Origin of the sequence: Methylosinus sp. KRF6 (assembly GCF_018887255.1) — a bacterium.
Classification (GTDB): domain Bacteria; phylum Pseudomonadota; class Alphaproteobacteria; order Rhizobiales; family Beijerinckiaceae; genus Methylosinus; species Methylosinus sporium.
The window spans coordinates 856079-880951 of the sequence record NZ_JAHLJF010000001.1; the positions used below are offsets into that span (position 1 = coordinate 856079).

The 24873-nt window shown below is 66.9% G+C and carries 23 protein-coding genes; 13 read left to right on the forward strand and 10 right to left on the reverse strand.

All coding sequences use genetic code 11. From position 1 onward, the window contains the following. Nucleotides 1-4: 4 nt before the first annotated feature. Entirely contained in the window at nt 5-1261 is a 1257-nt protein-coding gene (locus tag KP010_RS04125) for an Hsp70 family protein (protein ID WP_142864092.1), read from the forward strand. Between the two features lie 7 nt (nt 1262-1268). On the opposite strand, the gene KP010_RS04130 is transcribed toward KP010_RS04125, so the two are convergent. Both KP010_RS04130 and KP010_RS04135 read right to left on the reverse strand, forming a co-directional pair. Continuing rightward, on the reverse strand, nt 1269-2621 hold the full coding sequence (locus tag KP010_RS04130) for an ATP-binding protein (RefSeq protein WP_142864091.1): 1353 nt from the start codon (nt 2619-2621) through the stop codon (nt 1269-1271). After that, nucleotides 2618-3280, reverse strand: a complete 663-nt coding sequence (locus KP010_RS04135) for a response regulator transcription factor (protein ID WP_142864090.1) — start codon at nt 3278-3280, stop codon at nt 2618-2620. The genes KP010_RS04130 and KP010_RS04135 overlap by 4 nt, the downstream gene beginning before the upstream one ends. Before the next feature lie 132 nt (nt 3281-3412). On the opposite strand from KP010_RS04135, the gene KP010_RS04140 reads away from it, so the two are divergent. Genes KP010_RS04140 through KP010_RS04150 form a run of 3 tightly spaced genes read left to right on the forward strand, consistent with a single transcriptional unit; the run spans nt 3413 to nt 9009 of the window. Next, a complete protein-coding gene (locus KP010_RS04140) occupies nt 3413-4537 on the forward strand; it encodes an efflux RND transporter periplasmic adaptor subunit (RefSeq protein ID WP_216280449.1) in 1125 nt (374 codons plus the stop codon). Between the two features lie 12 nt (nt 4538-4549). Then, nucleotides 4550-7690 (forward strand): efflux RND transporter permease subunit, encoded by a 3141-nt coding sequence (locus tag KP010_RS04145; protein WP_142864088.1) that lies wholly within the window; start codon nt 4550-4552, stop codon nt 7688-7690. Continuing rightward, nucleotides 7687-9009 carry a TolC family protein gene (locus KP010_RS04150; RefSeq protein WP_246659963.1) on the forward strand — a complete coding sequence of 441 codons (1323 nt, stop codon included), beginning with the start codon at nt 7687-7689 and terminating at the stop codon, nt 9007-9009. The genes KP010_RS04145 and KP010_RS04150 overlap by 4 nt, the downstream gene beginning before the upstream one ends. 150 nt (nt 9010-9159) lie before the next feature. On the opposite strand, the gene KP010_RS04155 is transcribed toward KP010_RS04150, so the two are convergent. The 4 genes from KP010_RS04155 to KP010_RS04170 form a co-directional block, all read right to left on the reverse strand. Next, entirely contained in the window at nt 9160-10773 is a 1614-nt protein-coding gene (locus KP010_RS04155) for a murein L,D-transpeptidase (protein ID WP_216280450.1), read from the reverse strand. A gap of 580 nt (nt 10774-11353) precedes the next feature. Beyond that, nucleotides 11354-11959, reverse strand: a complete 606-nt coding sequence (locus tag KP010_RS04160) for a TPM domain-containing protein (protein ID WP_216280451.1) — start codon at nt 11957-11959, stop codon at nt 11354-11356. Next, entirely contained in the window at nt 11959-12744 is a 786-nt protein-coding gene (locus KP010_RS04165; protein WP_216280452.1) for a YgcG family protein, read from the reverse strand. The genes KP010_RS04160 and KP010_RS04165 overlap by 1 nt, the downstream gene beginning before the upstream one ends. Nucleotides 12745-12824: 80 nt before the next feature. Beyond that, nucleotides 12825-13421 carry a LemA family protein gene (locus tag KP010_RS04170; protein ID WP_108916219.1) on the reverse strand — a complete coding sequence of 199 codons (597 nt, stop codon included), beginning with the start codon at nt 13419-13421 and terminating at the stop codon, nt 12825-12827. Between the two features lie 159 nt (nt 13422-13580). Between KP010_RS04170 and KP010_RS04175 the strand changes: the two genes are divergently transcribed. The 6 genes from KP010_RS04175 to ispG all read left to right on the forward strand — a co-directional run bounded on the left by KP010_RS04175 (nt 13581) and on the right by ispG (nt 19013). Then, nucleotides 13581-13841: a type II toxin-antitoxin system Phd/YefM family antitoxin gene (locus tag KP010_RS04175; protein ID WP_166141562.1), complete on the forward strand. Its 261-nt coding sequence runs from the start codon at nt 13581-13583 to the stop codon at nt 13839-13841. A gap of 5 nt (nt 13842-13846) precedes the next feature. Then, on the forward strand, nt 13847-14284 hold the full coding sequence (locus tag KP010_RS04180) for a hypothetical protein (RefSeq protein ID WP_216280453.1): 438 nt from the start codon (nt 13847-13849) through the stop codon (nt 14282-14284). A 120-nt stretch (nt 14285-14404) separates the two neighbouring features. Next, entirely contained in the window at nt 14405-15787 is a 1383-nt protein-coding gene (locus KP010_RS04185; RefSeq protein ID WP_216280454.1) for a M20/M25/M40 family metallo-hydrolase, read from the forward strand. A 93-nt stretch (nt 15788-15880) separates the two neighbouring features. Further along, a complete protein-coding gene (locus KP010_RS04190) occupies nt 15881-16621 on the forward strand; it encodes an N-acetylmuramoyl-L-alanine amidase (protein ID WP_142863544.1) in 741 nt (246 codons plus the stop codon). Continuing rightward, entirely contained in the window at nt 16618-17487 is an 870-nt protein-coding gene (locus tag KP010_RS04195; RefSeq protein ID WP_216280455.1) for an SDR family oxidoreductase, read from the forward strand. The genes KP010_RS04190 and KP010_RS04195 overlap by 4 nt, the downstream gene beginning before the upstream one ends. Nucleotides 17488-17720: 233 nt before the next feature. After that, the gene (gene ispG, locus KP010_RS04200) at nt 17721-19013 is read left to right on the forward strand and encodes a flavodoxin-dependent (E)-4-hydroxy-3-methylbut-2-enyl-diphosphate synthase (protein WP_142863546.1); all 1293 of its coding nucleotides are present in this window, start codon (nt 17721-17723) and stop codon (nt 19011-19013) included. On the opposite strand, the gene KP010_RS04205 is transcribed toward ispG, so the two are convergent. Next, a complete protein-coding gene (locus KP010_RS04205; RefSeq protein ID WP_142863547.1) occupies nt 19014-19841 on the reverse strand; it encodes a uracil-DNA glycosylase family protein in 828 nt (275 codons plus the stop codon). 318 nt (nt 19842-20159) lie between these two features. Between KP010_RS04205 and KP010_RS04210 the strand changes: the two genes are divergently transcribed. Further along, the gene (locus KP010_RS04210) at nt 20160-20465 is read left to right on the forward strand and encodes a hypothetical protein (protein WP_142863548.1); all 306 of its coding nucleotides are present in this window, start codon (nt 20160-20162) and stop codon (nt 20463-20465) included. Here the strand turns inward: KP010_RS04210 and KP010_RS04215 are convergent. The 3 genes from KP010_RS04215 to KP010_RS04225 all read right to left on the reverse strand — a co-directional run bounded on the left by KP010_RS04215 (nt 20451) and on the right by KP010_RS04225 (nt 23625). Beyond that, entirely contained in the window at nt 20451-20678 is a 228-nt protein-coding gene (locus KP010_RS04215) for a YbdD/YjiX family protein (RefSeq protein ID WP_142863549.1), read from the reverse strand. The genes KP010_RS04210 and KP010_RS04215 overlap by 15 nt on opposite strands. Further along, entirely contained in the window at nt 20644-22110 is a 1467-nt protein-coding gene (locus KP010_RS04220) for a carbon starvation protein A (protein WP_216280456.1), read from the reverse strand. Before KP010_RS04220 ends, KP010_RS04215 begins: the two co-directional genes overlap by 35 nt. A 138-nt stretch (nt 22111-22248) precedes the next feature. Next, complete coding sequence (locus tag KP010_RS04225; RefSeq protein WP_142863551.1) at nt 22249-23625, reverse strand: sorbosone dehydrogenase family protein; 1377 nt, start codon at nt 23623-23625, stop codon at nt 22249-22251. Between the two features lie 168 nt (nt 23626-23793). Between KP010_RS04225 and fae the strand changes: the two genes are divergently transcribed. Continuing rightward, nucleotides 23794-24333, forward strand: coding sequence for a formaldehyde-activating enzyme (fae, locus tag KP010_RS04230; RefSeq protein WP_108916208.1), 540 nt, complete (start codon nt 23794-23796; stop codon nt 24331-24333). A 135-nt stretch (nt 24334-24468) separates the two neighbouring features. Further along, nucleotides 24469-24858: an HU family DNA-binding protein gene (locus KP010_RS04235; protein ID WP_018264162.1), complete on the forward strand. Its 390-nt coding sequence runs from the start codon at nt 24469-24471 to the stop codon at nt 24856-24858. The last annotated feature ends 15 nt before the right edge of the window (nt 24859-24873 follow it).

The following is a 24873-nucleotide window of genomic DNA, read 5'->3' on the forward strand; positions in this document are numbered from 1 at the left end:
TCGCGTGCGCCTCGCTTGCGGAATCGATTTCGGCACCTCCAACTCCTCCGTCGGCTATATGGCCGGCGGCGAGCCGAGGCTCGTTCCGCTCGAGGGCGACAGCGTCTCGCTGCCGAGCGCGATCTTCTACCCCGCCTATGGCGGCAAGCTCGGCTTCGGCCGCGCCGCCATCTCGCTCTATATCGATCGCGAGAACGGCCGGCTGTTTCGCGCCATCAAGAGCATTTTGGGCGGCTCGCTGATCCACGAGACCACCGCCGCCGGCGGCAGGCGCGTCGCCTTCACCGCGATTTTGGGCAGCTTCCTGCGCCATTTGAAGGAGAAGACCGAGCTGAGCGCCGGCGCCGCCGTAGACAACGCCGTGCTCGGCCGCCCGGTCTTCTTCGTCGATGACGACGAGGCCGCCGATCGCATGGCGCAGGAGCAGCTCGCCGCCGCCGCCCGCGCGCAGGGATTCGCGGAGGTGCTCTTCCAATATGAGCCGATCGCCGCCGCGCTCGATTACGAGCGGCGCATCGAGCGGGAGGAGATTGCGCTGATCGCCGACATAGGCGGCGGCACCTCCGATTTCTCCATTGTGAAGGTCTCGCCGAAGAACAGGCGCAAGATCGACCGCAAGGACGACATTCTCGCCAATGCCGGCGTCCATGTCGGCGGAACCGATCTCGACTATCGGCTGAGCCTCAAGCAGGTCATGCCCTTGTTCGGCTATCAGACGCGGCAGAAGAAGCGCCCCGAGCTCGATCTGCCCAATGGCTATTTCCACGATCTCGCGCAATGGCATCGCATCGCCTTCCTCTACAACAACAAGAGCCTAGAGGAATTGAAGCAGCTGCGCGCCATCGCCGGCGAGCCGGAGAAGGTCGAGCGATTCATCAAGGCCATAGACGATCGCGCCGGCCATCGCGTCGCCGGCGATGTGGAAGGGGCGAAAATCATCCTCTCCGAATCCGCGACGGCGATGATCGACCTCGCCTATCTGGACGAGGCGCTGCTGATCGAGACGTCGCGCGCGCTGTTCGAGGAGACGATCGCCAATGAATGCCGCAAGCTCACCGATTGCGTCGCGCGCTGCCTGAAGGCGGCGGGAGTGAAGGCGGCGCAAGTCGATACGGTGTTTTTCACCGGCGGCAGCACTTTCATTCCGGCGATCGAGCGCGCCTGCCTCGTGCACACGCCGCAGGCCAAGATCGTGCGCGGCGACAAGTTCGCCAGCGTCGGCGTCGGGCTGACGATCGATTCGGGATTGAAATTCGGCTGAGCCGCGCTCAGCCCGCCGCAGGAGATTCGGCGGCGCCGGATAAATCCACCTCCACGCGCAGTCCGCCGAGCGCCGAGCGCGAGAAGCGCATATCGGCGCCATAGGCGTCGAGAACGTCCTGCACGATGGCGAGGCCGAGGCCGGCGCCGCCGGTCTCGTCGAGACGGCCGCCACGACGGCGGATCAGCGCCTCGCTGCCCTCCGGCAGGCCCGGCCCGTCATCCTCGACGACGAAGCGACCCGCCGAGGCCGAAACGCGAATGCGCGCGCGCGCATGGCGCGCCGCATTCTCCATGAGATTGCCGAGGATTTCCATCAGATCGACGCGATCGACGGCGACGCGCAGATCCGGCGCGATGCGCATGTCGAAACGCGCCTCCGTCCCCGCCGAGGCCAAAGTGCGCGCCAGCGCGTCCACCACTTCCGCGACCGGCGTCGGCGCGCCGCCCCGCGCGAGGCCGCGGCTCCTCGCCCGCGCCAGCTCGCGCGCGACATGGCGATGCATGGCGTCGCCGATGCGGTCGAGCGAGCGGGCGATCTCCGTCTCGCCCTTCTCGCGCAGCAGGCGAGCGTCGGCGGCGAGCGCGGTGAGCGGCGTCTTCAGCCCATGGGCGAGGTCGGCGGCGCGATTGCGCGCGCGCTCTATCTCCTTGTCGCGCTCGTCCAGCAGGCCGTTCACCTCGTCGATGAGCGGCTGCACCTCCGGCAGGGCCAGCGCATCGAGCCGGCGGCGGCGGCCCTTGGCGATCTCGCCCACCGCCGCGCCGAGCCCGGCCAGCGGCGCGAGGCCGAGCCCGACCTGAATCCAGGTGGCGAAAGTCAGCCCGACCGCGATGAGAAACAGCGCCGCCACGAGCTCCGTCGCGAAAGCGTCGCGGGCGCGGACGACGCCGGCCAGATCGAGCGCCACCAGAACGCGAATGCGGAGCGCCGACACGCCGCCGAGCGCAATGCAGCGCTGCCCGCCGAGCAGCGCATTGCCCCAGGGCCCGCGCAGGCGGTGATAATAAATCCGATCCGTGGCGGCGCAGCCGGCCGGAAACTCGAGCGCCTCTTCGCCGAGCGAGGCGGAACGCTCGACGTCGCGGCCGTCGTCGCTCGCCACCTGCCAATAGAAGCCGGAGCGAAAACGCGCGAATCGCGGGTCCGGCGTCGCCGTGATGACGCGCAGACGCCCGTCCGCATCGACGGCGAGATCGGAGACGAGCTGGCGGACGTAGGTTTCTATATCGTCGTCCATCGTGCGTTCGACGTGATGCTCGAACAAGAGCACCAGCACGAAGCCGGCCAGCGCCAGCGCGCCGGCGATGGCGGCCGCTCCGAAGAGGAACAGCCGCAGGCGCAGCGAGCGCGTTCTCATGCGTCGAGATCGGGCATCGAATAGCCGAAGCCGCGCTTGGTCTCGATCGCCTGCGCGCCAAGCTTCTTGCGCACGCGGCCGATCAGCACTTCCACGGCGTTGGAGCTCTGCTGGTCATGGCCATAGACATGCTCGGCGAGATCCGATTGCGGAACCACCTGCCCGCGCCGATGCAGAAGATAGGCGACGAGGCGATATTCGATCGCCGTGAGCTCGACGGTCGCGTCATCGACCTTGATCGTCATGCTGCGCTCGTCGAGCGAGAGCGCGCCATTGCGCGTCACCGAGGAGGCGTGGCCGGCCGAGCGGCGAATGATGGAGCGCAGCCGCGCCAGCAATTCCTCTGGCTGGAAAGGCTTGGGTAGATAATCATCGGCGCCCGCGTCTATGCCGGCGACGCGCTCGCTCCAGGAGCCGCGCGCGCTCAGGGCCAGGACGGGGGTGCGGCGGCCCTGCTCGCGCCAGCGCTCGAGCACGGCGAGCCCGTCGAGGCCGGGCAGGCCGAGATCGAGAATGACGGCCGCGAAATTCTCGGTGTCGCCGAGAAACCAAGCCTCTTCGCCATTGGCGACGGCGTCGACGACATAGCCCGCCGCTTGCAGCGCCTTCGCCACATCGCGGGAAATGCGCTCGTCGTCTTCCACCAGCAAAATTCGCATGTGTCGGCGCTGCGATGCTATGATCCGCTCGAACATGGGTCGTCGCGCCAGCGTCGAGTTCGAGCTCGTCAGCTTTTCGTCAGCTTCGATAAGCGAAATTGCGCCCCGACGCAAAGACCGGTTCCAGGCGGAATGAAAAGACAAAAGTTTCAGCATCTTGTTCTCGCTGTCGGCCTCGCCGGCGCGCTTTTCGCGAGCGCGGCCGTCGCCGCGGACGAGATCGCCATTCCGCTGCGCGACCAGGATGTCCAGGCCGCGGGCATAGAGACCAAGCCGGTGGAAAAGAGCTCCGGCTCGGACGAGCTGGTCGCGCCGGGAGTCGTGGCGGTTCCGCCGCAGCAATTGCGCATGGTGGCCGCTCCCGCCGCCGGCCTCGTCGAGACTATTCTGGTCTCGCCGGACGAGGAGGTGAAGGAGGGCGACCCCATCGCCACCTTGAAATCCTCCGAGCTGATCGAGGCGCAGCGGTCCTTTCTGCAGGCCGCCGCCGATGCGGCGCTCGCCACCGAAAAGCTGCGCCGCGACGAACAGCTATATAAGGAACGAATCATCGCCGAGCGCCGCCTGCTGGTGACGCGGGCCGAGGCGGCGCAGGCGCGCTCGCTGCTCGACGAGCGCGGCCAGCTGCTGGCGCTCGACGGCATGAGCGAGCAGGCGATCGAGACCTTGCGCAAGGAGCGCAAGCTCGGCGCGGCCCTCACCGTGCGCGCGCCCGTGTCCGGCGTCATCCTCGCCCGCCACGCCACTGTAGGCGACCGCGTGATGGCCGCCGCTCCGCTCGTCACAATAGCGCGGCTCAAGCCGATCTGGGTCAATCTGCAAATTCCCACCGGCCGCGCCGCCGCCCTGGACCGCACGGATAAGGTCGTGCTGCCGAGCCATGGCGTCGAAGGCAAGCTCATCCGCATCGGCCGCACCGTCGATCCGGCGACGCAATCGGTCACTGCGGTCGCGGAATTCTCGCCCGGCAAATCCCCGATTCGACCGGGACAGGCGGTGCAGGCCATTCTGCGCATCAAAGGAACGGGCGGGACGCTCTGGCGCGTGCCGGCCGACGCCGTGGTCCATTATCGCGACAAGGACTGGGTGTTTCTGCGCTCTGCGGATGGTTTTCGCGCCGTGCCGGTCGCCCTCGTCTCGGAGACGCCGCAATCCGCGTCGATTCAAGGGCCGCTCTCGGCCGCAGATCAAGTGGCGACGCGCGGAATGCTGACCCTGCTCGCCGAGCTGGCGGCCAAGGATCCGAGCGCTAAGTGAGCGAAAGGCGACATGCTCGATAAACTCATCAAAGCGGCGCTCGGCCAGAGGCTTCTCGTCTTTCTCGCTGCGATCGCTCTCGCGGTCTGGGGCGCGAACGCCTATTCCAAGCTGCCGATCGACGCTTTTCCCGATGTCGCGCCGGTGCAGGTGCTCGTCTCCATGCGCGCGCCCGGCCTGACGCCGGAAGAGCTGGAGAATCGCGTCACCGCGCCGATCGAGATCGCCGCGCGCGGCATTCCAAATCTCGTGCGTATGCGCTCGACGACGCGCTATTCGGTGGCGCTGCTCACTTTCGAATTCAGCGAAGGCACGGACATCTTCTGGGCGCGCACGCAAGTGAACGAGCGCCTCGCCTCGGTCGCCGACCAATTGCCGGCGGGCGCCTCGGGGGGCCTCGCGCCCATCGTCACGCCGCTCGCCGAAATGCTGATGTTCACCCTCGTCGGCGGCGGCCTCACGCCCGCCGAGCAGCGCAGCCTCGTCGATTGGACCATTCGTCCCGCGCTGCGCGGCCTGCCCGGCGTCGCCGACGTCAATGTGCTCGGCGGCTATGTGCGCACTTTCGAGGTCGCGCCCTCGCCGCCGGCCATGGCGGCGCGCGGCATCACGGTCAAGATGCTGAAGGACGCGCTCGAGGAGAACAACCGCAATGACGGCGCCGGCCGCGTGCGCGACGGCGAGGAGGCGCTGCTGGTGCGCGCCGAGGGACGGCTGCGCACGCTCGAGGACATACGCTCCGTCGTCGTCGCCGCGCGGCCGACCGGAATCGTGCGCGTCGGCGATGTCGCCGAGGTGCGCAATGGCGCGCTCGCCCGCAATGGCGTCACAACGCGCAATGGCGAGGACGAGGCCGTCTGGGCGCTGGTGCTGGGCCTGCGCGGCGCCGACGCCAGCACCGTCGTCTCCGGCGTCAAGGCCAAGCTCGAGGAGCTGAAACCGCGCCTGCCGGAGGGCGTAAAGGTCGAGATCTTCTACGATCGCAGCGAGCTCATCTCCAAAGCGGTGTGGACCGTGCAGAAAGTGCTGATCGAGGCCATCGTCCTCGTCGTCATTCTGCTGTTCCTCTTCCTCGGCAATCTGCGCGCGGCGCTCGTCGTCTCACTGATCCTGCCGCTCGCCGCGCTCTCCACCTTCGCCATCATGCGGCTCTACGGGCTCTCGGCCAACATCATGTCGCTCGGCGGCCTCGCCATCGCCATCGGCATATTGGTCGATTGCGCCGTCGTCGTCGTCGAGAATGTCGAGCATCGCCTCGCCGGCATGGAAAAGGCCGACCTGCAAGACCGCATTCGCATCACTTACGAATCGACGCGCGAGGTCGCCGGCCCGCTCGTCTCCGGCGCCGTCATCATCATCACCGTCTTTTTGCCGCTGCTCTCGCTCGAGGGGCTCGAGGGGCGGCTGTTCGCGCCGGTCGCGCTGACCATCGCCTTCGCCATGGGCTCGGCGCTCATTCTCTCGCTCACAGTGGTGCCGGCGCTGGCCGCCTCCCTGCTGCGCGCCGGCGGCAGCGACGAGCCCTGGCTCGTGCGCAAAATCTCCGCCTTCTACGACCCGCTGCTCGAGCGCGCATTGCAGCGCCCGATGGTCGTCGGCGCCGCCGTGACTGTCGGCCTCGCTCTGGCGCTGCTGGCCTCCAATCACATCGGCCAGACCTTCATGCCGGTGATGGACGAAGGCACGCCGGTCATCACCGTGCGCAAGCATCCGACCATCAGCGTCGACATGACCGCCGAGACCGACATGCGCATAGAGCGCGCGCTGATGGCGCGCGTGCCGGAGATCAAGGGCGTGATGGCGCGCGCCGGCGCCGACGAGCTCGGCATCGATCCCGTCGGCCTCAACGAGACGGATATGTTTTTGACGCTCGCGCCGATGGACAAATGGCGCGAGCCGAACATGGCCTGGCTGCTCGGCGAGATGCGCCAGGTGCTCGACACTTTCCCCGGCATTTCCTACGCTTTCTCGCAGCCGATCGACATGCGCGTGCAGGAGATGATCATCGGCGCGCGCGGCGACGTCGTGGTGAAAGTGTTCGGCGACGACATCGACGAATTGAACCGCCTCGCGCGCGAGATCGCCGGGACCTTGCGCAAGATCAACGGCTCGCGCGACGTCTTCGCGCTGCAGAACGATGGAATGCGCTATCTCACCACGCGCATCGATCGTCTGGCCGCCGGCCGCTTCGGCCTCAACGCCAGCGAGATACAGGACGGCCTGCGCATATGGGTGGACGGAACGCAGGTCGGCCTCGTGCTCGAGGGCCCGGTGCGCACGCCGCTGGTCATTCGCGGCGATCCGGTGTCGCGCCGCTCGCCGGTGGATTTCGCCCGCGTGCCGGTCGTCTCCGCCGACGGCAAGGTGGTGGAATTGTCGCAGCTCGCCGACATTCGCGCCGAGAACGGCCCGATCCAGGTGATCCGCGAAGAGGCGCGGCGCTACGCCACCGTGCTCTCCAATGTCACGGGACGCGATCTCGTCGGCTTCGTCGACGAGGCCAAGGCCGCCGTCGCCAAGGAGGTGCATACGCCGCCGGGCTATGAGCTGGTCTGGGGCGGGCAGTTCGAGAATCAGCAGCGCGCCTCGGCGCGGCTCGCCATCGTCGTGCCGCTGGCGCTGGGGCTCATCTTCCTTCTGCTCTATCTCACCTTCAATTCCCTGTCGCAGGCGGCGCTCGTCTTCTGCAACGTGCCTTTCGCGGCGATCGGCGGCGTCATCGGCCTGTGGCTCTCCGGCGAATTCCTCTCCGTGCCGGCGTCCGTCGGCTTCATCGCGCTCATCGGCATCGCCGTGCTCAATGGCGTGGTGCTGATCTCCTATATCAACAAGCTCGTCGCCGAAGGCCGCGCCATACCGGAGGCCGTGCGCGAAGGCGCGCGCCGCCGTATGCGCCCGGTGCTGCTCACCGCGACCATCGCCGCGCTCGGCCTCGCGCCCTTCCTCTTCGCCAAGGGCCCGGGCGCAGAAATCCAACGGCCGCTCGCCATCGTCGTCATCGGCGGCCTCGTCACCGCCACCGCGCTCACGCTGCTGCTCTTGCCCATTCTCTACGAACGCTTCGACTTCAAGCGCCTGCTGCGCAAGCGCGCCGCGACGCAGCCCGCCACGACCACGGCGCCGGATTCCCGCTGGCGGATTCAGCGCCGATGAAAACTATGCGCTGCATTCCTCCGCTTCTTACGACCACGCTCGTCCTTGTCCTCGCCGCGAGCGCGGCCGCGCAGACGAAGCCCAAGCTCGCCGTCTCGCCGCTGCCGCCGGGAATAGAGGCGAAACCCAAGCCAAAGCAGAAGCCGCCGGGCAAGCCCTTCGGCCTCGTGCTCACGCGCCATCTCGATCAGGCGATCGGCATAGATGCGCAGAGCGCCGCGCTGGAAGCGCAACGCCGCGCCGTGGCCTCGCGCTATGCCCAGGCCAATTCCTTCACGCCCGGCTCGCCCTACTTCGGCGGCTCGCGGCAGGAGCGCGTCAAGGGCAATGTGCAGGGCTATCGCGAATCCGAGCTCGAGATCGGAATGCCGATCTGGCTGCCAGGCGAACGCGAGGCGTATGAGCTCAATGTCACCGCCGGCGTCGCCGAGATCGTCGAGCGTCTGGCGCTGCGCCGGCTCGATGTCGCGGCGCTGGTGCGCGACGCCTGGTGGACGGCGCAACGCACGGCGAAAGACGCGGCCATCGCGCGCGATCGTCTGGCGACGGCGCGCGATATCGGCCATGACATGAAGCGGCGCGTCGAGCTCGGCGAAAACGCCGCGCAGGACGAATTGCTCGCGCGCAATGAGACGCTCGCCGCCGAGACGGAAGTGGCGCAGACCGACGCCGCCGCCAAGGCCGCGCGCGCCGCCTATGAGGTGCTGACCGACGGCGCCACGCCGGATGGAACGCTGGAGGCGCCATTGCCGGCGCGCCCGCCGGAGGATCATCCCGCGCTGCGCGCGCCGATCGCCGCGCTCGCCAAGGCGCAGGCGCAGATGCGGCTCATCGAGACGGGCTTCATCGACAATCCGGAGATCGCCATCTTCGGCCGCAATGAGCAAGGCACAGAGCCCGCCACCGAAGATCCGATCCGCTCCAACAATAATACGGTCGGCGTGCGCTTTCGCATTCCGCTGCCGACGCCCGGCCGCAACATTCCGCGCATCGCCGAGGCGCAGGCGGAATTCGACCGCGCCAACGCCGAATTCGGCCGCGCGCAGAGGCTCGTCGCCGCGGAGATCAACGCCGCCCGCGCCGCCGTCGCCGCGGCGCGACGCGCCGATAGCCTCGCCGCCAAGCGCCTTTCGGTCGCGACCGAACAGTTCGATCTCGCGCGGCGCTCCTTCCGGCTCGGCGAGATCAACGCTTTCGATCTCTACCGCGTGCGCCAATTGCAGCTCGACGCGCAGCGCGCGCGAGCGAGCGCCGCGATCGACCTCGGCGTCGCATTGTCGCGATTGAATCAAGCCTTCGGCTACGCGCCGACTCTGTGACGCTCTTTCCCTCTCCCCGCGCGCGGGGAGAGGGTCAGGGTGAGGGGCCTGGGCTTTTTATCCGCAGCGGAAAAGGCCCCGAGCCCCTCATCCTCACCTTCTCCCCGCAAGCGGGGAGAAGGAGGCGGCCGGCGCCGCGCGAAGCCGAAATTACCCCTCGAGCCCCAGCGCCTGCCGCACCTTGGCGGAATAGCCGTAGAGATCGCCGCGCAATTGCAGGCGGCCGTTCTCATCGACGAAAGCGGTGAAATATTCGATGTGGATCGGCAGCGGCCGCGCGAGATTTATGTAGCGCTCGCTGGAGCCGACGAGCTTGCGGACGCGCTCCTCCGGCCAGCCGCTGCCCGGCCCCAGCACCGCCTCGGCGAGGCGGAAGGGCTGATCGACGCGCACGCAGCCATGGCTCAAGGCGCGATGCGCCGAAGTGAACAGCCCATGATTGGGCGTGTCGTGCAGATAGACCGAGAAGTCGTTCGGGAACATGAATTTGATGCGCCCGAGCGCATTGGCTTCGCCCGGCCTCTGCCGCACGAAAGTCTGTCCCTTGCGGGTGATCACCTCATAGCCGCGCGCGGCGATGGCGCTGAGATCGCCGCCGAATTTGGGCAGCATCTCCTTCGTCAGAATCGAGGGCGGCACATTCCAATAGGGATTGACGATGATGAATTGCATCTTGTCCGAGAACACCGGCGTCGGCGTGCCCTCCTTGCCCACGATGACGCGGGCGCGATGCGCCACCTGCCCGTCGCGCACCACGGCGAGCTCGAAATCCGGAATATTCACCTCTATGCGGCTCTCGCCGAGCTCGCGCGGCAGCCAACGCCAGCGCTCCATATTGGCGATGATCTCGGCCTCCACCTGCGCATTGGAGCGGCGCGGCGGCGCGCTCGGCGCCTGCGCGCGCGGATCGGCGTCACGCGCGAGCGAATGCGACGCCGCGGCGAAACGCCTGTCCAGCTCCGGCAGACCAGCGCTGCGCAGCTCGACCAGCTTGGCGCGCAGCGCGCGATAGCCCTCATGCGGCGGATTATAGTCTTGTAGACGATCGCCGGCGCGCGATCCCGCGGCGGCGATGGTCGCGAGCGCGGCGCCCGGCTCCGGCAGAGCGGGATGCGCGCTGATGAGCCGCGACAAGCGCCGCGGATCGACGCGCCCGCCGGACGCCTGAATCGCATAAGCGACGACCGCCTCCGACAAAGCGAATTCATCGGCGTCGCCGCCGAGCTTCGTCTCCGAAGGATAGGCGAGGCCGCGCAGATCGAGACCATCGTCGCGCGCGCGGCTCAGCCGCTCTATGGCCGCCGGCGCGGACGCGCGCCAGGAGTCGCCCTCGCGCCACAGCGGCGCATAGGCGCGCTGCGCATAAAAGGCGACGATCGCTTTGCGCCGCGCGCGCTGCTCCGAGCCGCGCGCCGCGCTCGCCCAGGCGTCGAGCGCGTCGGCGAAAGCGCGCTGCGCCTCGCCGATCAGCGCCTCGGCGACATCGAAGCCGCCGGCTGCGGGCGGGAGAACGATCGAAACGGAATTGACGATGGGAAGCAGCGCCGAGGTTCGCGGCGGCGGGAAGAGCTCGGCCGGCGGCTCGCCGATGGGCGGCCGAGAAACCTCGAGCTGCCGAACCAGTGGCGGCGGCGCGACGGCCAGCGGCCCGCGAAAGGGCGCGCGCGGCGCGGCGTCTGCGCCATGCGCAACGACGAAGGACGAACCGAGCCCGACTGCGAACGCCAGAATGGACGCACGCGCGAAACTGCCGCGGAACACCATGCTCTCCTGCCTCACGCCACCGGCGGCGGGCGCGCTTTTCGCGCGCCATCCGCTCTCGAACGATGCCGGCGCGCGCCGCTCGCGACTCGCGCCCTACGGATATTAACGTAAACGGGTTAATGCTTGGAATAAGCTTCCGCGCCCCGTGTCGCCATAGAGATTGCTTTTCCATTAACGACGCGACGGTGACGGAGTCGAGTTGCGGCTATCGCGGGCCCGTCTCGCAATTAGCTGGGCGCGACTTTTTGTAGCCGCCGCGCTTTCCGCCGAAAATACAATTCGGTTGCGCTATTCGCGCCATTCTGCCGCAGCTCCGCGCAATTGTCGGCGCCGCTGCGGCGGCGCAGTTTCATTCACGACGATGCGCACGGGCGATGCGGTTGCGTCATCGTCTTCGAAAAAAAGCACTGAGGGAGAATACGTCATGCACAGCAATGCGGAGGTCTTCAAAGCGCTGGCCGGCATCATCGGCGCGCTCGCCTTCTTCATCGTCGTCATTCACCAGCTCACCCGCCTGCTCGGCTGAGAGCCTTCTCCTCGCGCGACTTCCCGGAGCGCCCCCCGGCGTCTCCGGGATTTTTCAAATCACATAGATTCTGTCCGGCAGCTCCTCATGGCCGCCGGGCGGCACATGTTTCGACAAGAGCCGCGCGCATTCGCCGATCGCATCGACGAAGCCATCGGCGATGCGCCCCTCGCGCACGCGCGCGAGCAGAAGATCGAGCGCCGCGCGCCAATCCTCCTGCGGAATTTTCGCCGCTATCCCCTCGTCCGCGATGATGCGCGCATAGCGCTCGCCGAGCGAGACGAAGATCAGCACGCCGGTGCGGTCCCTGGTCGCCGAAACGCCGCGCGTGAAAAACTGTTCGATCGCCGCGCGATGGGCGCGCTCGCGCTTGACGAAGCGCGGCGTCAGCGCGAGCCGCAAGGGCGGCAGCGAGAACAGCAGCGCCGCGCCGATGAAGACGAGAATCTGAATGGCCAGAATGAGCCGCACGCCGAACTCGGTGAAGAAGACCAGCGGCCAGGGCGCGATGAGCGCGATGAGCGCCGCCAGTAGCGGCGGCACATAGGCGTAATCGGAGGAGCGGCGCGCCAAGACGCAGACGATCTCCCCCGCCGTGCGCCGCTCGGCGGCGGCGATCGCCGCCGCTATGCGCTCTTTATCCGCATCTGAAATCGGCATCACCAATCCCCCGAGGCGCCGCCGCCGCCCGACGAGCCGCCGCCGCCTGAAAATCCGCCGCCATCGCCCCAAGAGGAGCCGCCGCCCCAGGAGGAGCCGCCGGACCAGCTGTCGTTCGACGGCGGAAAATAGACGATCGGCCCGCGCCCGCCGCGATAGATGCGCCGCCCGCCGCCGCGGGCGTTGGCCAGCATGGAGAAGAAGACGAACATGAAGAGCAGGAAGATGATGAAGGGCACGATCTCGTCGAAACCGGGCTCGGAATGCTCGGCGCGCACTTTCACGCGCTTTTCCCATTCGGCGGAATCGCCGCTCAGCACTTCGATGATGCCATCGACGCCGCGCTCGATTCCGGCGCCGAAATCGCCGGTCTTGAACTTCGGCGTCACCGCCGTCGCGATGATGACCTTGGAGAGCGCGTCGGTGAGCGTCCCCTCGAGCCCATAGCCGACCTCTATGCGCATCTTGCGCTCATTGGGCGCGATGAGGAACAGCACGCCATTATTGACCTTCGCCTCGCCGAGCTTCCAGAAGCGGAACAGGCCATTGGCGAAAGTTTCTATATCCGTGTCCTGCAGCGACGGCACGGTGGCGACGACGAGCTGAATGCCCGACTTCTCCTCCAGCTCTTTCGATTTCGTCTCGACCGCCTGCCGCGCCGCCGGCGGAATAATATGGGCGTCGTCGACGACGCGGCCGGTGAGCGCGGGAAAATCGAGCGCCGCGAAAGCGAGCGCCGGCAGCAGAAGAAAGACCAGCAGAGCGAGGCTTCGCGTCCCGCGCATCGTGGCGAAAGAGCCGCGGCGACGCGAAGGCCACGAAGGAAGCGACGGCATCAGCGGCGATCTCCCATTGCAAAAAGATTCTAGAACTTCACCGTGGGCGCCTGCTCCGCGCCGGCGTTGGCGGTGAATTCGGCGAGCGGCTTGGTTCCGGCGAAGACGGTCTTGGCCCAGAGCAGCGTCGGGAAGGTGCGCAGCGAGGTGTTGAACTCCCGCGCCGCCTGAATGTAATCGCGCCGCGCCACATTGATGCGGTTCTCCGTGCCCTCGAGCTGCGATTGCAAGGCCAGGAAGTTGGTGTTGGATTTCAGATCGGGATAGGCCTCGCTGACGGCGAGCAGCCGCCCCAGCGCGCCGGAGAGCTGCGCCTGCGCCTCCTGAAACTGCTTCAATTTTTCAGGATCGGTGAGCTGCGAGACATCGACCTTGGCCTGCGAGGCGTGGGCGCGCGCCTCCGTCACCGCGGTGAGCACGTCCTTCTCATGCTTGGCGTAGCCCTGCACGGTGGCGACGAGATTGGGGATGAGATCGGCGCGGCGCTGATATTGCGCCTCCACCTCGGCCCATTTGGCCTTGGCTTCCTCCTCCTGCGTCGGAATCGTGTTGTAGCCGCAACCCGAGAGCGAGAGAGCGAGGAAGAGAGCGGCCAGCAGAGACGGCCAGCGGAAGGAAAAATTCATCCGAAAGTCTCCTCATGACGTCACCGCCCCACCGAACGGAGCGCGCCCATTACTTAGGCTGCACATGAGGGCTTGGGAAGTGCGGGCGACGCCGGAAGGGGACAGAACTTCGGATTGAACGGGGGCGGGTTTGGACCTACTATTGCTTTGGAGAATTTCATGTCGACCACACGCGTGACCGCCGCCGAGTTTCAGCAGGACTTCGGAGCCCTGAGCGATAAAGCGCGCCATGAGCCCGTGGTCATAACTCGCGAGGGCCGCGACTCGCTCGTCGTCATCTCCGCAGAGCAGTGGGAGCGGCTGAAGCAGTGTAGTCGAAACGTCGGCCCGACCAGCGAATTGCCAGAGGAATGGGCGGAAGCAGTCCGCCGAGCGCAGGTTCCAGAAGAATTCGCTCATCTCGACGATGAATTGAATTAAAGACGGTGGCGCTTCCCGCACCCGTTCCCGGACTCGTCGTCCGTTACAGCTACCTTTGGCGGAGCGAGTTTCTGGACGGTCGCGAAGAAGGCCAAAAGGACCGGCCCTGCGCGATTATCGCGGCGATTCGCGCCGACAAGGTCGGCGTCACGCGCGTGCTGGTATTGCCGATCACCCATCGGGAGCCGAGCGACGCGGCCGTGGCGGTCGAAATCCCGGCGAAAGTCAAATCACGTCTCGGTCTGGACGAAGCGCGCTCTTGGGTCGTTCTATCCGAATGGAATGAATTCGTTTGGCCCGGACCAGACCTGCGTCGGCTCCCCGGAGCCGATGATCTATCGGTCGCCTATGGAATGCTTCCACCCAAATTATTCGCCATCGTTCGAGATCGTTTTCTCTCTATTGTAGCGGCTCGCGCCGCACGTTCCGTGCCGCGCAGCTGATCTCACGGCCGCCGCTCTTTTCATGACGCTCCATTCGCACTAGCTTCGAGACCAGCTTGCAGTTTTCATCGCGACTCGCCCGTCCCGAAAATGCGCGCGACCCGCAGCGGAGCCCCTTTCATGTCGACGGAAACCGTTCTCCAATCCTTGGACGCCGATCTGCCCGCGGCCACGGATCGCCTCTTCGATTTTCTGCGCATCAAATCCATCTCCACCGATCCCGCTTTCGCTTCCGAATGCCGACGCGCCGCCGATTGGCTCGCCGGCCAGCTGCGCGAGCTCGGCTATGAGGCCAGCGTGCGCGACACGCCCGGCCATCCGATCGTCGTCGGCCACGCCAAGGCCAAGCGGCCGGACGCGCCGCATGTGCTGTTCTACGGTCATTATGACGTGCAGCCGCCGGACCCGCTCGAGCTCTGGATCAGCGATCCTTTCGATCCGCGCCTCGTCCAAGGCGAGAAGGGCGAGGAGATCGTCGCCCGCGGCGCCTCGGACGACAAAGGCCAGCTGATGACCTTCCTCGAGGCCTGCCGCGCCTTTCAGCGCAATGGCGGCCTGCCCTGCCATATTACTTTCCTCTTCGAGGGCGAGGAGGAGACCGGCTCACCGTCCCTGCCGGATTTTTTCGCCGCCAATCGCGAGGAATTGTCCGAGCCGGCGCTGGCGCTCGTCTGCGACACCGGAATGTGGAACGCCAAGACGCCCGCCATCACCACGATGCTGCGCGGCCTGGCGCAAGAGGAGGTGATCCTCACCGCCGCCGATCGCGATCTGCATTCGGGCATATTCGGCGGGCCGGTCGTCAATCCGATCCATGTGCTGGCGAAGATCATCGGCGATCTCCATGACGCCGAAGGCCGCGTGACGCTGCCCGGTTTCTATGACGGCGTCGCCGAGCTGCCCGAGGAGATCGCCGCGCAATGGCGCGGGCTAGAGTTCGACGAGACGGCGTTTTTGAAGAGCGTCGGCGTCGCGCGCCCGGCTGGCGAGCGCGGGCGCAGCCTCATCGAGCAAGTATGGTCGCGCCCGACTTGCGACGTGAACGGAATCATCGGCGGCTATACCGGGCCGGGCGCCAAGACCGTGCTGCCGGCGCAAGCGAGCGCCAAAATCTCCTTCCGCCTCGTCGGGACGCAGGACCCGGAGAAAGTGTTGGAGTCGTTCCGCGCCTTCGTGCGCGATCGCCTACCCGTGGACGTGCGCGCAAAATTCGTTCCCCATGGCGCCTCGCGCGCTCTGCAGCTGCCCTTCGGCTCAGAGGCGCTCACGCGCGCGCGGCGGGCCTTGCAAGACGAGTGGGACAAGGAGGCGGCGCTGGTCGGCTGCGGCGGCTCCATTCCGATCGTCGGCGCCTTCAAGCGCGATCTCGGCATGGACACGCTGATGATCGGCTTCGCGCTCGAGGACGACCGCATTCATTCGCCCAACGAAAAATACGCCTATAGCTCGTTCAAGAAAGGCTCTCGCTCCTGGGCGCGCGTGCTCGCCGCTCTAGCGGCGTGAGCGGCGCGAGACGAAGCAGTCCCGCGCATGAGGGCGCTGGCCGCGAGCGGCAGGTCGGGGGTATAGAAGGCCATAGGCCTCATCGGAATCGAAATGCCCGCACCCGACACGCCGCACGCCGCCGATTTCCGTCCCTCGCCCAATCACAATGAGCGGCTGACGCCCGTCTCCGCGCTGATCCTGCATTATACGGGGATGCCGACGGCGGCCTCGGCGCTGGCGCTGCTCACCAGCTCCGAGGGGCAGGTCTCATCGCATTATTTCGTCGATGAGGACGGGACCATCCTCCAGCTCGTGCCGGAGGCGCGCCGCGCCTGGCACGCCGGCCGCAGCTTCTGGGCCGGCGAGACCGATCTGAATTCCGCCTCCATCGGCATAGAGATCGTCCATCCCGGCCATGACGATCCGCGCCCCTTCCCGGACCGCCAGATCGAGGCGACAGCGGCGCTCTGCCGCGATATTTGCGCGCGGCAGGGCATAGCGCCGCGGCGCGTGCTCGCCCATTCGGACATCGCCATCGGCCGCAAGATCGATCCCGGCGAGTTCTTCCCCTGGAAGGCGCTCGCGGAGCTCGGCGTCGGCCATTATGTGGAGCCCGCCGCCATCACAGGCGGCGCGACGCTGGAGACCGGCGCGCGCGGCGACGAGGTGAGGCGATTGCAGCAGGCGCTCGCCGATTACGGCTATAAGATCGACGTCACCGGCGATTACGACCAAGCCTGCGCCGGCGCAGTCGCCGCCTTTCAGCGGCATTTCCGTCCCGCCCTCGTCGACGGCCGCGCAGATTCCTCAACCATTGCCACCTTGCGCGCGCTGGCGGGAGCGGGCGCATGAGCGAGAAGAAATTCGTCGTCGTCACCGGCGTCTCCACCGGCATAGGCTATGCGCTGGTCGAGGCGCTGACGACGCGAGGCTACCACGTTTTCGGCAGCGTCCGCACGCCGGCCGACAGCGCGCGGCTGCAAGCGCGCTTCGGCGCGGCGAGCTTCACTCCGCTCCTCTTCGATGTGACCGACGCCGCCGCCGTCGCCGAGGCCGCGCGGGAGACTGAGCGGCGCCTCGACGGCGCGCGCCTCACCGGCCTCGTCAACAACGCCGGCGCGGCGTTTCCGGCGCCGCTGCTCTATCAGCCGATCGAGGAGGTCCGCCTTCAGCTCGAGATCAATGTGATCGGCCAGATCGCCGTCACCCAGGCTTTCGCGCCTCTGCTCGGCGCGAGCACGGCAAAGCGCAACGGGCCGCCCAGCCGCATCGTGAATATGAGTTCGGTGGCGGGCAGCCTCGCCTCGCCCTTCCTGGGGGCCTATGCCGCCTCCAAACATGCGCTCGAGGGCTTGTCCGACTCGCTGCGGCGGGAGCTGATGATTTTCGGCGTCGATGTGGTGGTCATAGAGCCGGGCGTGATCGCCACGCCAATATGGGACAAGGCCGAGAGCGCCGATTTCGGCCGCTATGATTCCACCGTCTACGGCCCCTCGGCCCGCAGGCTGCAGAAATGGGCGGTGGAGAAGGGCCGGCTCGGCCCGCCGCCGGAGCGCGTCGCCGCCGCCGTGCTGCGCGCGCTGACCGAGAAGCGGCCTCCGGCGCGCATTCGCGTCGTGCCGAGCTATCTATTGGATTGGCTGCTGCCGCGCCTGCTGCCGGCGCGGCTGCTGGACCGCATCCTCGCCAAGCGCATGGGGCTGCTGCCGCCGGCTTGACGCGGGGCGCGTTCCGGCCCACCAAGGCTCGACAGATTCCAGGTGATGGGTTCGCCGTATTTCCCCCTCTCCCCGCGAGCGGGGAGAGGGTCGGGGTGAGGGGCTCGGGGCTCGAACCCCAGCGGAAAACGCCCAAGCCCCTCATCCTCACCTTCTCCCCGCAAGCGGGGAGAAGGAAGGCGGCAGACCTCACGCGAGACGATCCAAATCCCATCGAGGGGACAAGACCGACGATGACCGACGAAATCGAGACCCGCCTTCCCGACCCCATCTCCGCCGAGCCGGCGCCGCGCCATAGGACGGCGGCGGTGACGATCGGCCGGGGGCCGCGCGCGGTGACGATCGGCGGCGGCGCCCCCATCGTCGTCCAGTCCATGACCAATACCGACACGGCCGATGTCGACTCCACCGTCGCGCAGATCGAATCGCTGGTCCGCGCCGGATCGGAGCTGGTGCGCATCACCGTCGATCGCGACGAGGCCGCCGCAGCCGTGCCGCATATTCGCGATCGTCTCGCGCAGAAGAATATCGACGTCCCGCTGATCGGCGATTTTCACTACATCGGCCACAAGCTGCTCGCCGATCATCCGGCCTGCGGCGAGGCGCTCGAAAAATATCGCATCAATCCCGGCAATGTCGGCTTCAAGGAGAAGAAAGACCGCCAGTTCGGCGCGATCGTCGAGCTCGCCATAAAGCATGGCAAGGCGGTGCGCATCGGCGCCAATTGGGGCTCGCTCGACCAGGAGATGCTGACGCATCTGATGGACATCAACGCCAATTCCGCGGCGCCGCTGGACACGCGCGCGGTGACGCGCGAGGCGCTGGCCCGCTCGGCGCTGATCTCGGCCGAGCGCGCCGAGGAGATCGGCCTCTCGCGCGACCGCATCGTCATCTCGGCCAAGGTCTCCGCCGTGCAGGACCTCATCGCCGTCTATCGCATGTTGGCGCTGCGCAGTGATTATGCGCTGCATCTCGGTCTCACGGAGGCCGGCATGGGCTCCAAGGGCGTCGTCGCCTCGGCGGCGGCGCTGGGCGTGCTGCTGCAGGACGGCATAGGCGACACGATCCGCGTGTCGCTGACGCCAGAGCCCGGCGGCGATCGCGCCAATGAGGTGCGCGTCGCGCAGGAGATTTTGCAGACGATGGGCTTTCGCACCTTCGTGCCGCTGGTCGCCGCCTGCCCCGGCTGCGGCCGCACCACCTCCACCGTCTTCCAGGAGCTGGCGCGCGACATTCAATCCCATATTCGCGAGCGTATGCCGGCGTGGCGGCAGGATTATCCGGGCGTCGAGACGCTGAATGTCGCGGTGATGGGCTGCATCGTCAACGGGCCGGGCGAGTCCAAGCACGCCGATATCGGCATTTCGCTTCCCGGCACGGGCGAGGCGCCGACCGCCCCGGTCTTCATCGACGGCAAGAAGGCGATGACCTTGCGCGGCGAGGGCATAGCCGAGGAATTCACCCGCATCGTCGAGGATTATGTCGCCCGTCGCTTCGGCGGCGCCGAGGGCGAAGCGGCGGAGTGATCAGCCGAGCGCCGCCGCCGCGCGCAGATCGCGCCAGGCGCGGCGCTTCAATATGGGCGTTCGCAGCAGGCTGGCGAGCGGCGGGGCGAGCAGCGCGCGCGTCGTTCCGCCGCCGTGATCATAATCGAACCAGCCGTTGCGATATCGCGCGACATCCGGCGAGCCGAGCGCGGCGCGGGCGGCGAAATCGCCGAGAATGAGAAGCGCGCGCGGCGCGGCCAGCAGTACATGGCGGCGCAGGAAGGGATTGAGCGCCGCGACTTCCGCAGGGTTGAGCTCGCGCGCGCCGGGCGGGCGCCAGGGCGTCGCATAGGCGAGATAGGCGCCGGAGCGATCGCGGCCAATCGCGCGCAGCATATTGTCGAGCAGCCGCGCCTCCGGCCCGACGAAAGCCTCGCCGCCGCGCTCCTCCTCCTCGCCGGGCGCGAAGTCCAGAACCATCAGAGCCGCGCCGCGCGCCCCCGCCGAGAAGAGAAAATGCCCGGCGGTCGACTTCAGCGCGCAGCCGTCGAAACCCGCGAGCCGCTCCTGCAATTCGTCGATCGTTCGTGCTTCGCTCGCGGCCTCGCGCGCGGCGCGCGCGGCCTCCTCGGTGAAGACCGGAGCGGCTGGGCGCGGCGAGCGGGTCTCCCGCGCCGGCGGCTCGGCGCGACGCGCGGGCGCGGCGACGGGCGGAGGCGCGGCGGCGCGGCCCGACGGCGGCGCGGCGCTCTCGGCGAAACGGTCGTGCGGCGCCTCGTCGATCGCTATGTCGACGCCGATCGTCACATACCAATCGACGAGCGCGGCGAGGCCCGTCTGCGTGGAGAGATCGGCGTCAGCGGACATGGCGGCGAGATTAGATCAGCGTCGCGAAAAGGTGAAGGGCGAGACGGCGGAAGGCGACGGCTCGCGCGCAGCGCCGCCGATCGCTCGACGGGCGCGGACGATGTGGTTGCGTAGATTATCGATCTACACGCAGACGGGGCGCGTCGATAGCTTAACGAAGCGTAAAAGACGGCGATCGGGCGAAGGTGAGAAGAGGGCGTTCCGCCCTCCGGCCGAGCGGCGACGCCGTCCAGTTCCGCCGCGAAGACAGAGCGGCGATCCGGCGTCTCATTCGTCGACAGGCGTTCTCGATTTCAAAATCTTCATAAGAGAATTCACATGATCGACGTGGTCGAAAACCTCGCACAGTCGCTGTTCGTCAGTCTCGGCTCCCGATCGGAGCCTTGGGACGAAGCTCCCCTCGCCGAGCGCGACCGCTATCGCCTTGCCGCGGAAAATATATTGCGCGAGCTCGCGGCCCGCGCGCCCTTCGAGCCGACGTCGCTCGTCCGGAAAATCCGCGAGACGCGGCCGACCTTCCTCGGCTTCCTCTACATGACCTATTCGCTGAACACCGCCGAGGCGGCCGCGCTGCTGGCCTTTCAGGCGCTGCGCGGTCAGTTCCGCCGCTCAGCAGCAGCGTAGCGCGCGCCGTCCGCCCTCGCCGAAACGGCTCGCCTGACGTTCGAGGAAAAACTCCTCGCGCGTCATCGCCGGCTCGTCGGGATGGTTCTCGCGCCGATGCGCGGCATAGGCCTCGTAATCCCCCTGCCCGATCATCAGCCGCGCGCCATTGCGCAGCTTTTGCCCGAGCTTGGAAAGATCAAGCGCGGGCAATCCGCAGATCGTGCAGCTCATCGCTCGTCTCCCTGGTGGTGACGCTGGTCGCGCGCCGCGCCTCGCCGATCGCCCGCAGGCCGAAGAACAGCATGGAAAGGACCAGCGCGATGAAGACGGCGCAGAGCGTCGTGTTCACATAATCGTTGAAGACGATGCGGCTCATCTCGGCGGCGGTCTTGGCCGGCGCGAGCAGCCTGCCCTCCGCCGCGGCGGCGGAATAGCGTGCGGCATGGGCGAGGAAGCCGATCTTGGGATCGGGATGGAAGATTTTCTCGGCGCCCGCCGTCAGCGTGCAGATATAGAGCCAGGCCGCAGGCGCCGCGACGATGACCGCGTAGCGCTCCCGCTTCATGCGGAACAGCACCACAGTGCAGAGGGTGAGCGCTATGGCCGCCAGCATTTGATTGGCGATGCCGAACATGGGCCAGAGCGTGTTGATGCCGCCCAGAGGATCGACCACGCCCTGATAGAGGAACCAGCCCCAGCCGGCGACGGCGAGCCCCGTGGCGCCGAAATTGGGAATCCAGGCGCGCGTATGCTTGAAGCGCGGCCAGATGGTTCCGATCTTGAGAAAAGTGGAGAGATAATCGCGCGGCGCGAGCAAGAGCCACACCGGCAGCACGGACGCGACGAAGCCATAGAAGATCAGCATGAAGGCGAGCGCCTCGCCCTTGAAAGAGAAAAGCGCGGCGAGCGCCGGCGTCTCGGCGACCGTGCGGCCGAGCGCGATGGAGCCGATGAGCAGCACGAAGCCGATGGCCGACATTTCGAAAATGCGGCCGGGACGCAAATAGCGGCCATAGACGCCCATCAGCACGGCGATGGGCAGAGTGGCGAAGACGGTGAAGAAGCCCCAGGGGCTGTCGGCCAGCGCCTTGACCACGATGAGCGCCAGCACGGCGAGCAATATGAGCATTATGGTGAGAATGCCGACCATTGCGACGATTCCGGCGGCCGGGCCGAGCTCCGTCTTGATGAGATCGCCGAGCGAGCGCCCATCGCGCCGCGTCGAGATGAACAGCACGACGAAATCTTGCACCGCGCCAGCGAAAACGACGCCGGTGAGCAGCCAGAGCGTGCCGGGCAGATAACCCATTTGCGCCGCCAGCACCGGGCCGACCAGCGGCCCCGCCCCCGCTATGGCCGCAAAATGATGGCCGAACAGCACATATTTGTCGGTCGGCACATAATCGAGCCCGTCATTGCGGCGATGCGCCGGCGTCTTGCGCTGCGGATCGAGGCCGAGCGCGCGTTCCGCGATGAACAGCGAATAGAAGCGATAGGCGGTGAGATAGACGCAGATCGCCGCCGCTGCCAGCCACATTGCGTTGACGGTCTCGCCCCGCGCCACCGCCAGAGTGAAGAGCGAGAAGACGCCGATGGCGACGATTCCGGTCCAAAGGGCGATCGAGCCGAGCTTGCGGCCCGGCGTGGCGAGTGGGAGGGACATAGCGCTAGCCTCGGCGTTTCCGGGAGCGCCGGGAGGACGTCATCGTATCCCGGCATTTTTCCCAAGAAATAGGCCAAAGGCGCCCGCCGCGTCCAGCCGCGTGGCCATACGCTCGCCTCGTCGCCCCTCACTCGCCCTTCACTTGCCCGGCGTCAGCCCCGAGCTCTGCGTCCGCTCGGCGCCGCTGTAGGAGACGCGCCAGATCGTCCCATTGCCGTCCTCGCTCACCAGCAGCGAGCCGTCGCGCGCCACGACGACATCGACGGGGCGGCCCCAGACCCTCGTGTCGTCGACGACGAAGCCGGTGAGAAAATCCTGATACTCGCCGGTCGGGACGCCGTCCTTGAAAGAAAGGCGCACGATCTTGTAGCCGGTGCGCTCGGCGCGGTTCCACGAGCCGTGCAGAGCGACGAAAGCGTCGCCCTTATATTCCGCCGGGAACTGGCCGCCGTCGTAGAAGGCGATGCCCAGCGGCGCCGAATGCGGCTGGAACAGCACATCGGGAACAGTGATCTTGCTCGCGAGGTCGGGCCGCTCGCCGGCGTGGCGGGGGTCCTCATGCGCGCCGATGTAATGCCAGGGCCAGCCATAGAAACCGCCCTCCTTCACGCGCGTGGCGTAATCGGGCGGCAGATCGTCGCCGAGCATGTCGCGCTCGTTCACCACGCACCAGAGCGCGTCGGTCTCCGGCTGCAATTGCAGGCCGGAGCAATTGCGCAGCCCATTGGCGACATTGCGGCGGCTCTTTCCGTCCGGGTCTATGGCGATCACCGTGGCGCGCTCGAATTCCGCGCCTGCTCCCGCGCCGACGCCATGCGCCTTCTCGAGCTGCGCGATTTCCTGCGCGGAAGGGCGCGGATGGCCTTCAGCGACATTGGTCTTGGAGCCTATGGCGACATAGAGCGTCGCGCCGTCGCGCGAAAAGACGAGATCGCGCGTCCAATGGCCGCCGTCCCAGGGCAGCGCGGCGATCGTCTCGGCGGGGCCGGAGGCTGTCAAATCGCCGTTTCGATAGCGAAAACGCAGCACCGCCGTCGGCGTGCCGACATAGACGAAACGCGGCTCCGGCCCCGGCGGGTAAAAAGCTATCCCATAAGGTCGCTCGAGTTCAGAGGCGAAGATATGGGAGGATGCCGGCGTGATCCTCCCCTCCTGCGAATGGAAGACGCGGATGCGGCCGCCGATGCTCTCGCTGACGAAAATATCGCCATTGGGCGCGTGGCGAATGACGCGCGGCCCCTCGAGGCCGGAGGCGAAAACCTCCGCCGAGAAGCCGGGAAGCGTTCGCGGCGCGGCGCCGTCTGGACGCGCGACCACTTGCGAACGCGAGGCGACAGGCGCGCTGGCGAGCGGGGCCGGCAGATCCGCCGGCGATATCTTGCGCCAGCTTCCGGGCGCGTCCAGACGCCAATCGCCGAAGGCGGCGGCGCCGATCCGGCGCGCCGGCTCCGATTGCGCGAAGGCGAGACCGGCGCAAGCGCCGACGAGGAGAAGTGTCGGAGCGAATGTCTTCATTGGCGGCCTCTTTCGAAACAGGACCGCACTCTAGCTCGGCTGAATCATATTTAAAAGATAGAATTATCGCATCATTCGACGCCTGTCGCTCCCGCGTGGCGCGCCTCTTCCTGCAGCGGACGGCCGGTGCTATTCGACCGCCTCCGACGAATGAAAAGGAAAATGACGATGACCGATATCTGGCTGGCGACGGGCGAAGCGACGGTTCTGGCGGCGGACGGGCAATATACCGACGCTATGCCGGAAGTGCTGATCGGCAGTGTGAAGGGCCCGGTGGGAACGGCTTTCGCCTCCATGACGGGACAGGTCGCGGGCCATCCGCGCATGTTCGTCATTCGCGATCTCAATCAGCAGGTGCGCCCCGCCACGATGATGACGACCAAGATGACGGTGCGCTCCAATGATTACGTCGAACTGCTCGGCGGCGTCGTGCAGGCGGCGACCGGCGACGCCATCGTCGATGCGGTTTCCGAAGGAATCATTCCGAAAGATCAGGTGAATGATCTGGTCATGATCATCATGGTCTGGCTCGATCCGCGTTGCGCCACTGATCCGAACCTCGACAGGCGCGACCTCTATCGCACCAATTACGAGGCGACGAAGCTGGCGATTTCCCGCGCTTTGAAGGGCGAGCCGACGATCGACGAGCTCATCGCCAATCGCAAGACGGTGACGCATTATGCGCTGGAAGGCGTGTTCGACGAGTGATTTTGCGCAGCCGGCATTGCAAAAATCGAGCATCGCGCCGATTGCGAATCACGTCTCGAAGCGTTAGCAAACGAATCCTCACATGGCGCGTTCGATATGACGCGTCTTTTCATGAGAATTCGAGGGAGATTTGCGATGGCCAAGGCGAAGAGCGAGAAGCCTGCGGCGGTCAAGAAGGCCAAGAAACCCGAAGCCGCCGCGATTCGTCCGGTGAAGGAGAGCTTGACCAAGTCGGCCCTGATCAATCTGCTCGCCGAGCAGAACGAGCTGCCGCGCAAGACCGCCGCGGCGGTCTACGCCACGCTCGAGGAGGTGTTCCTCGGCTCCGTGCATCCGCGCGGCGTCGGCGAGTTCACCCTGCCCGGCCTGCTGAAAGTGTCTCTGCGCAAGGTTCCGGCGCGTAAGGCCGGCACTCTGGTGCGCAATCCCGCCACGGGCGAGATGGTCAAGGCCGCCGCCAAGCCGGCGAGCGTGCGTGTGAAAATCCGCGCCCTCTCCAAGCTGAAGACGGCCGCCACGCCCTGATTTCATCAGGGTGTC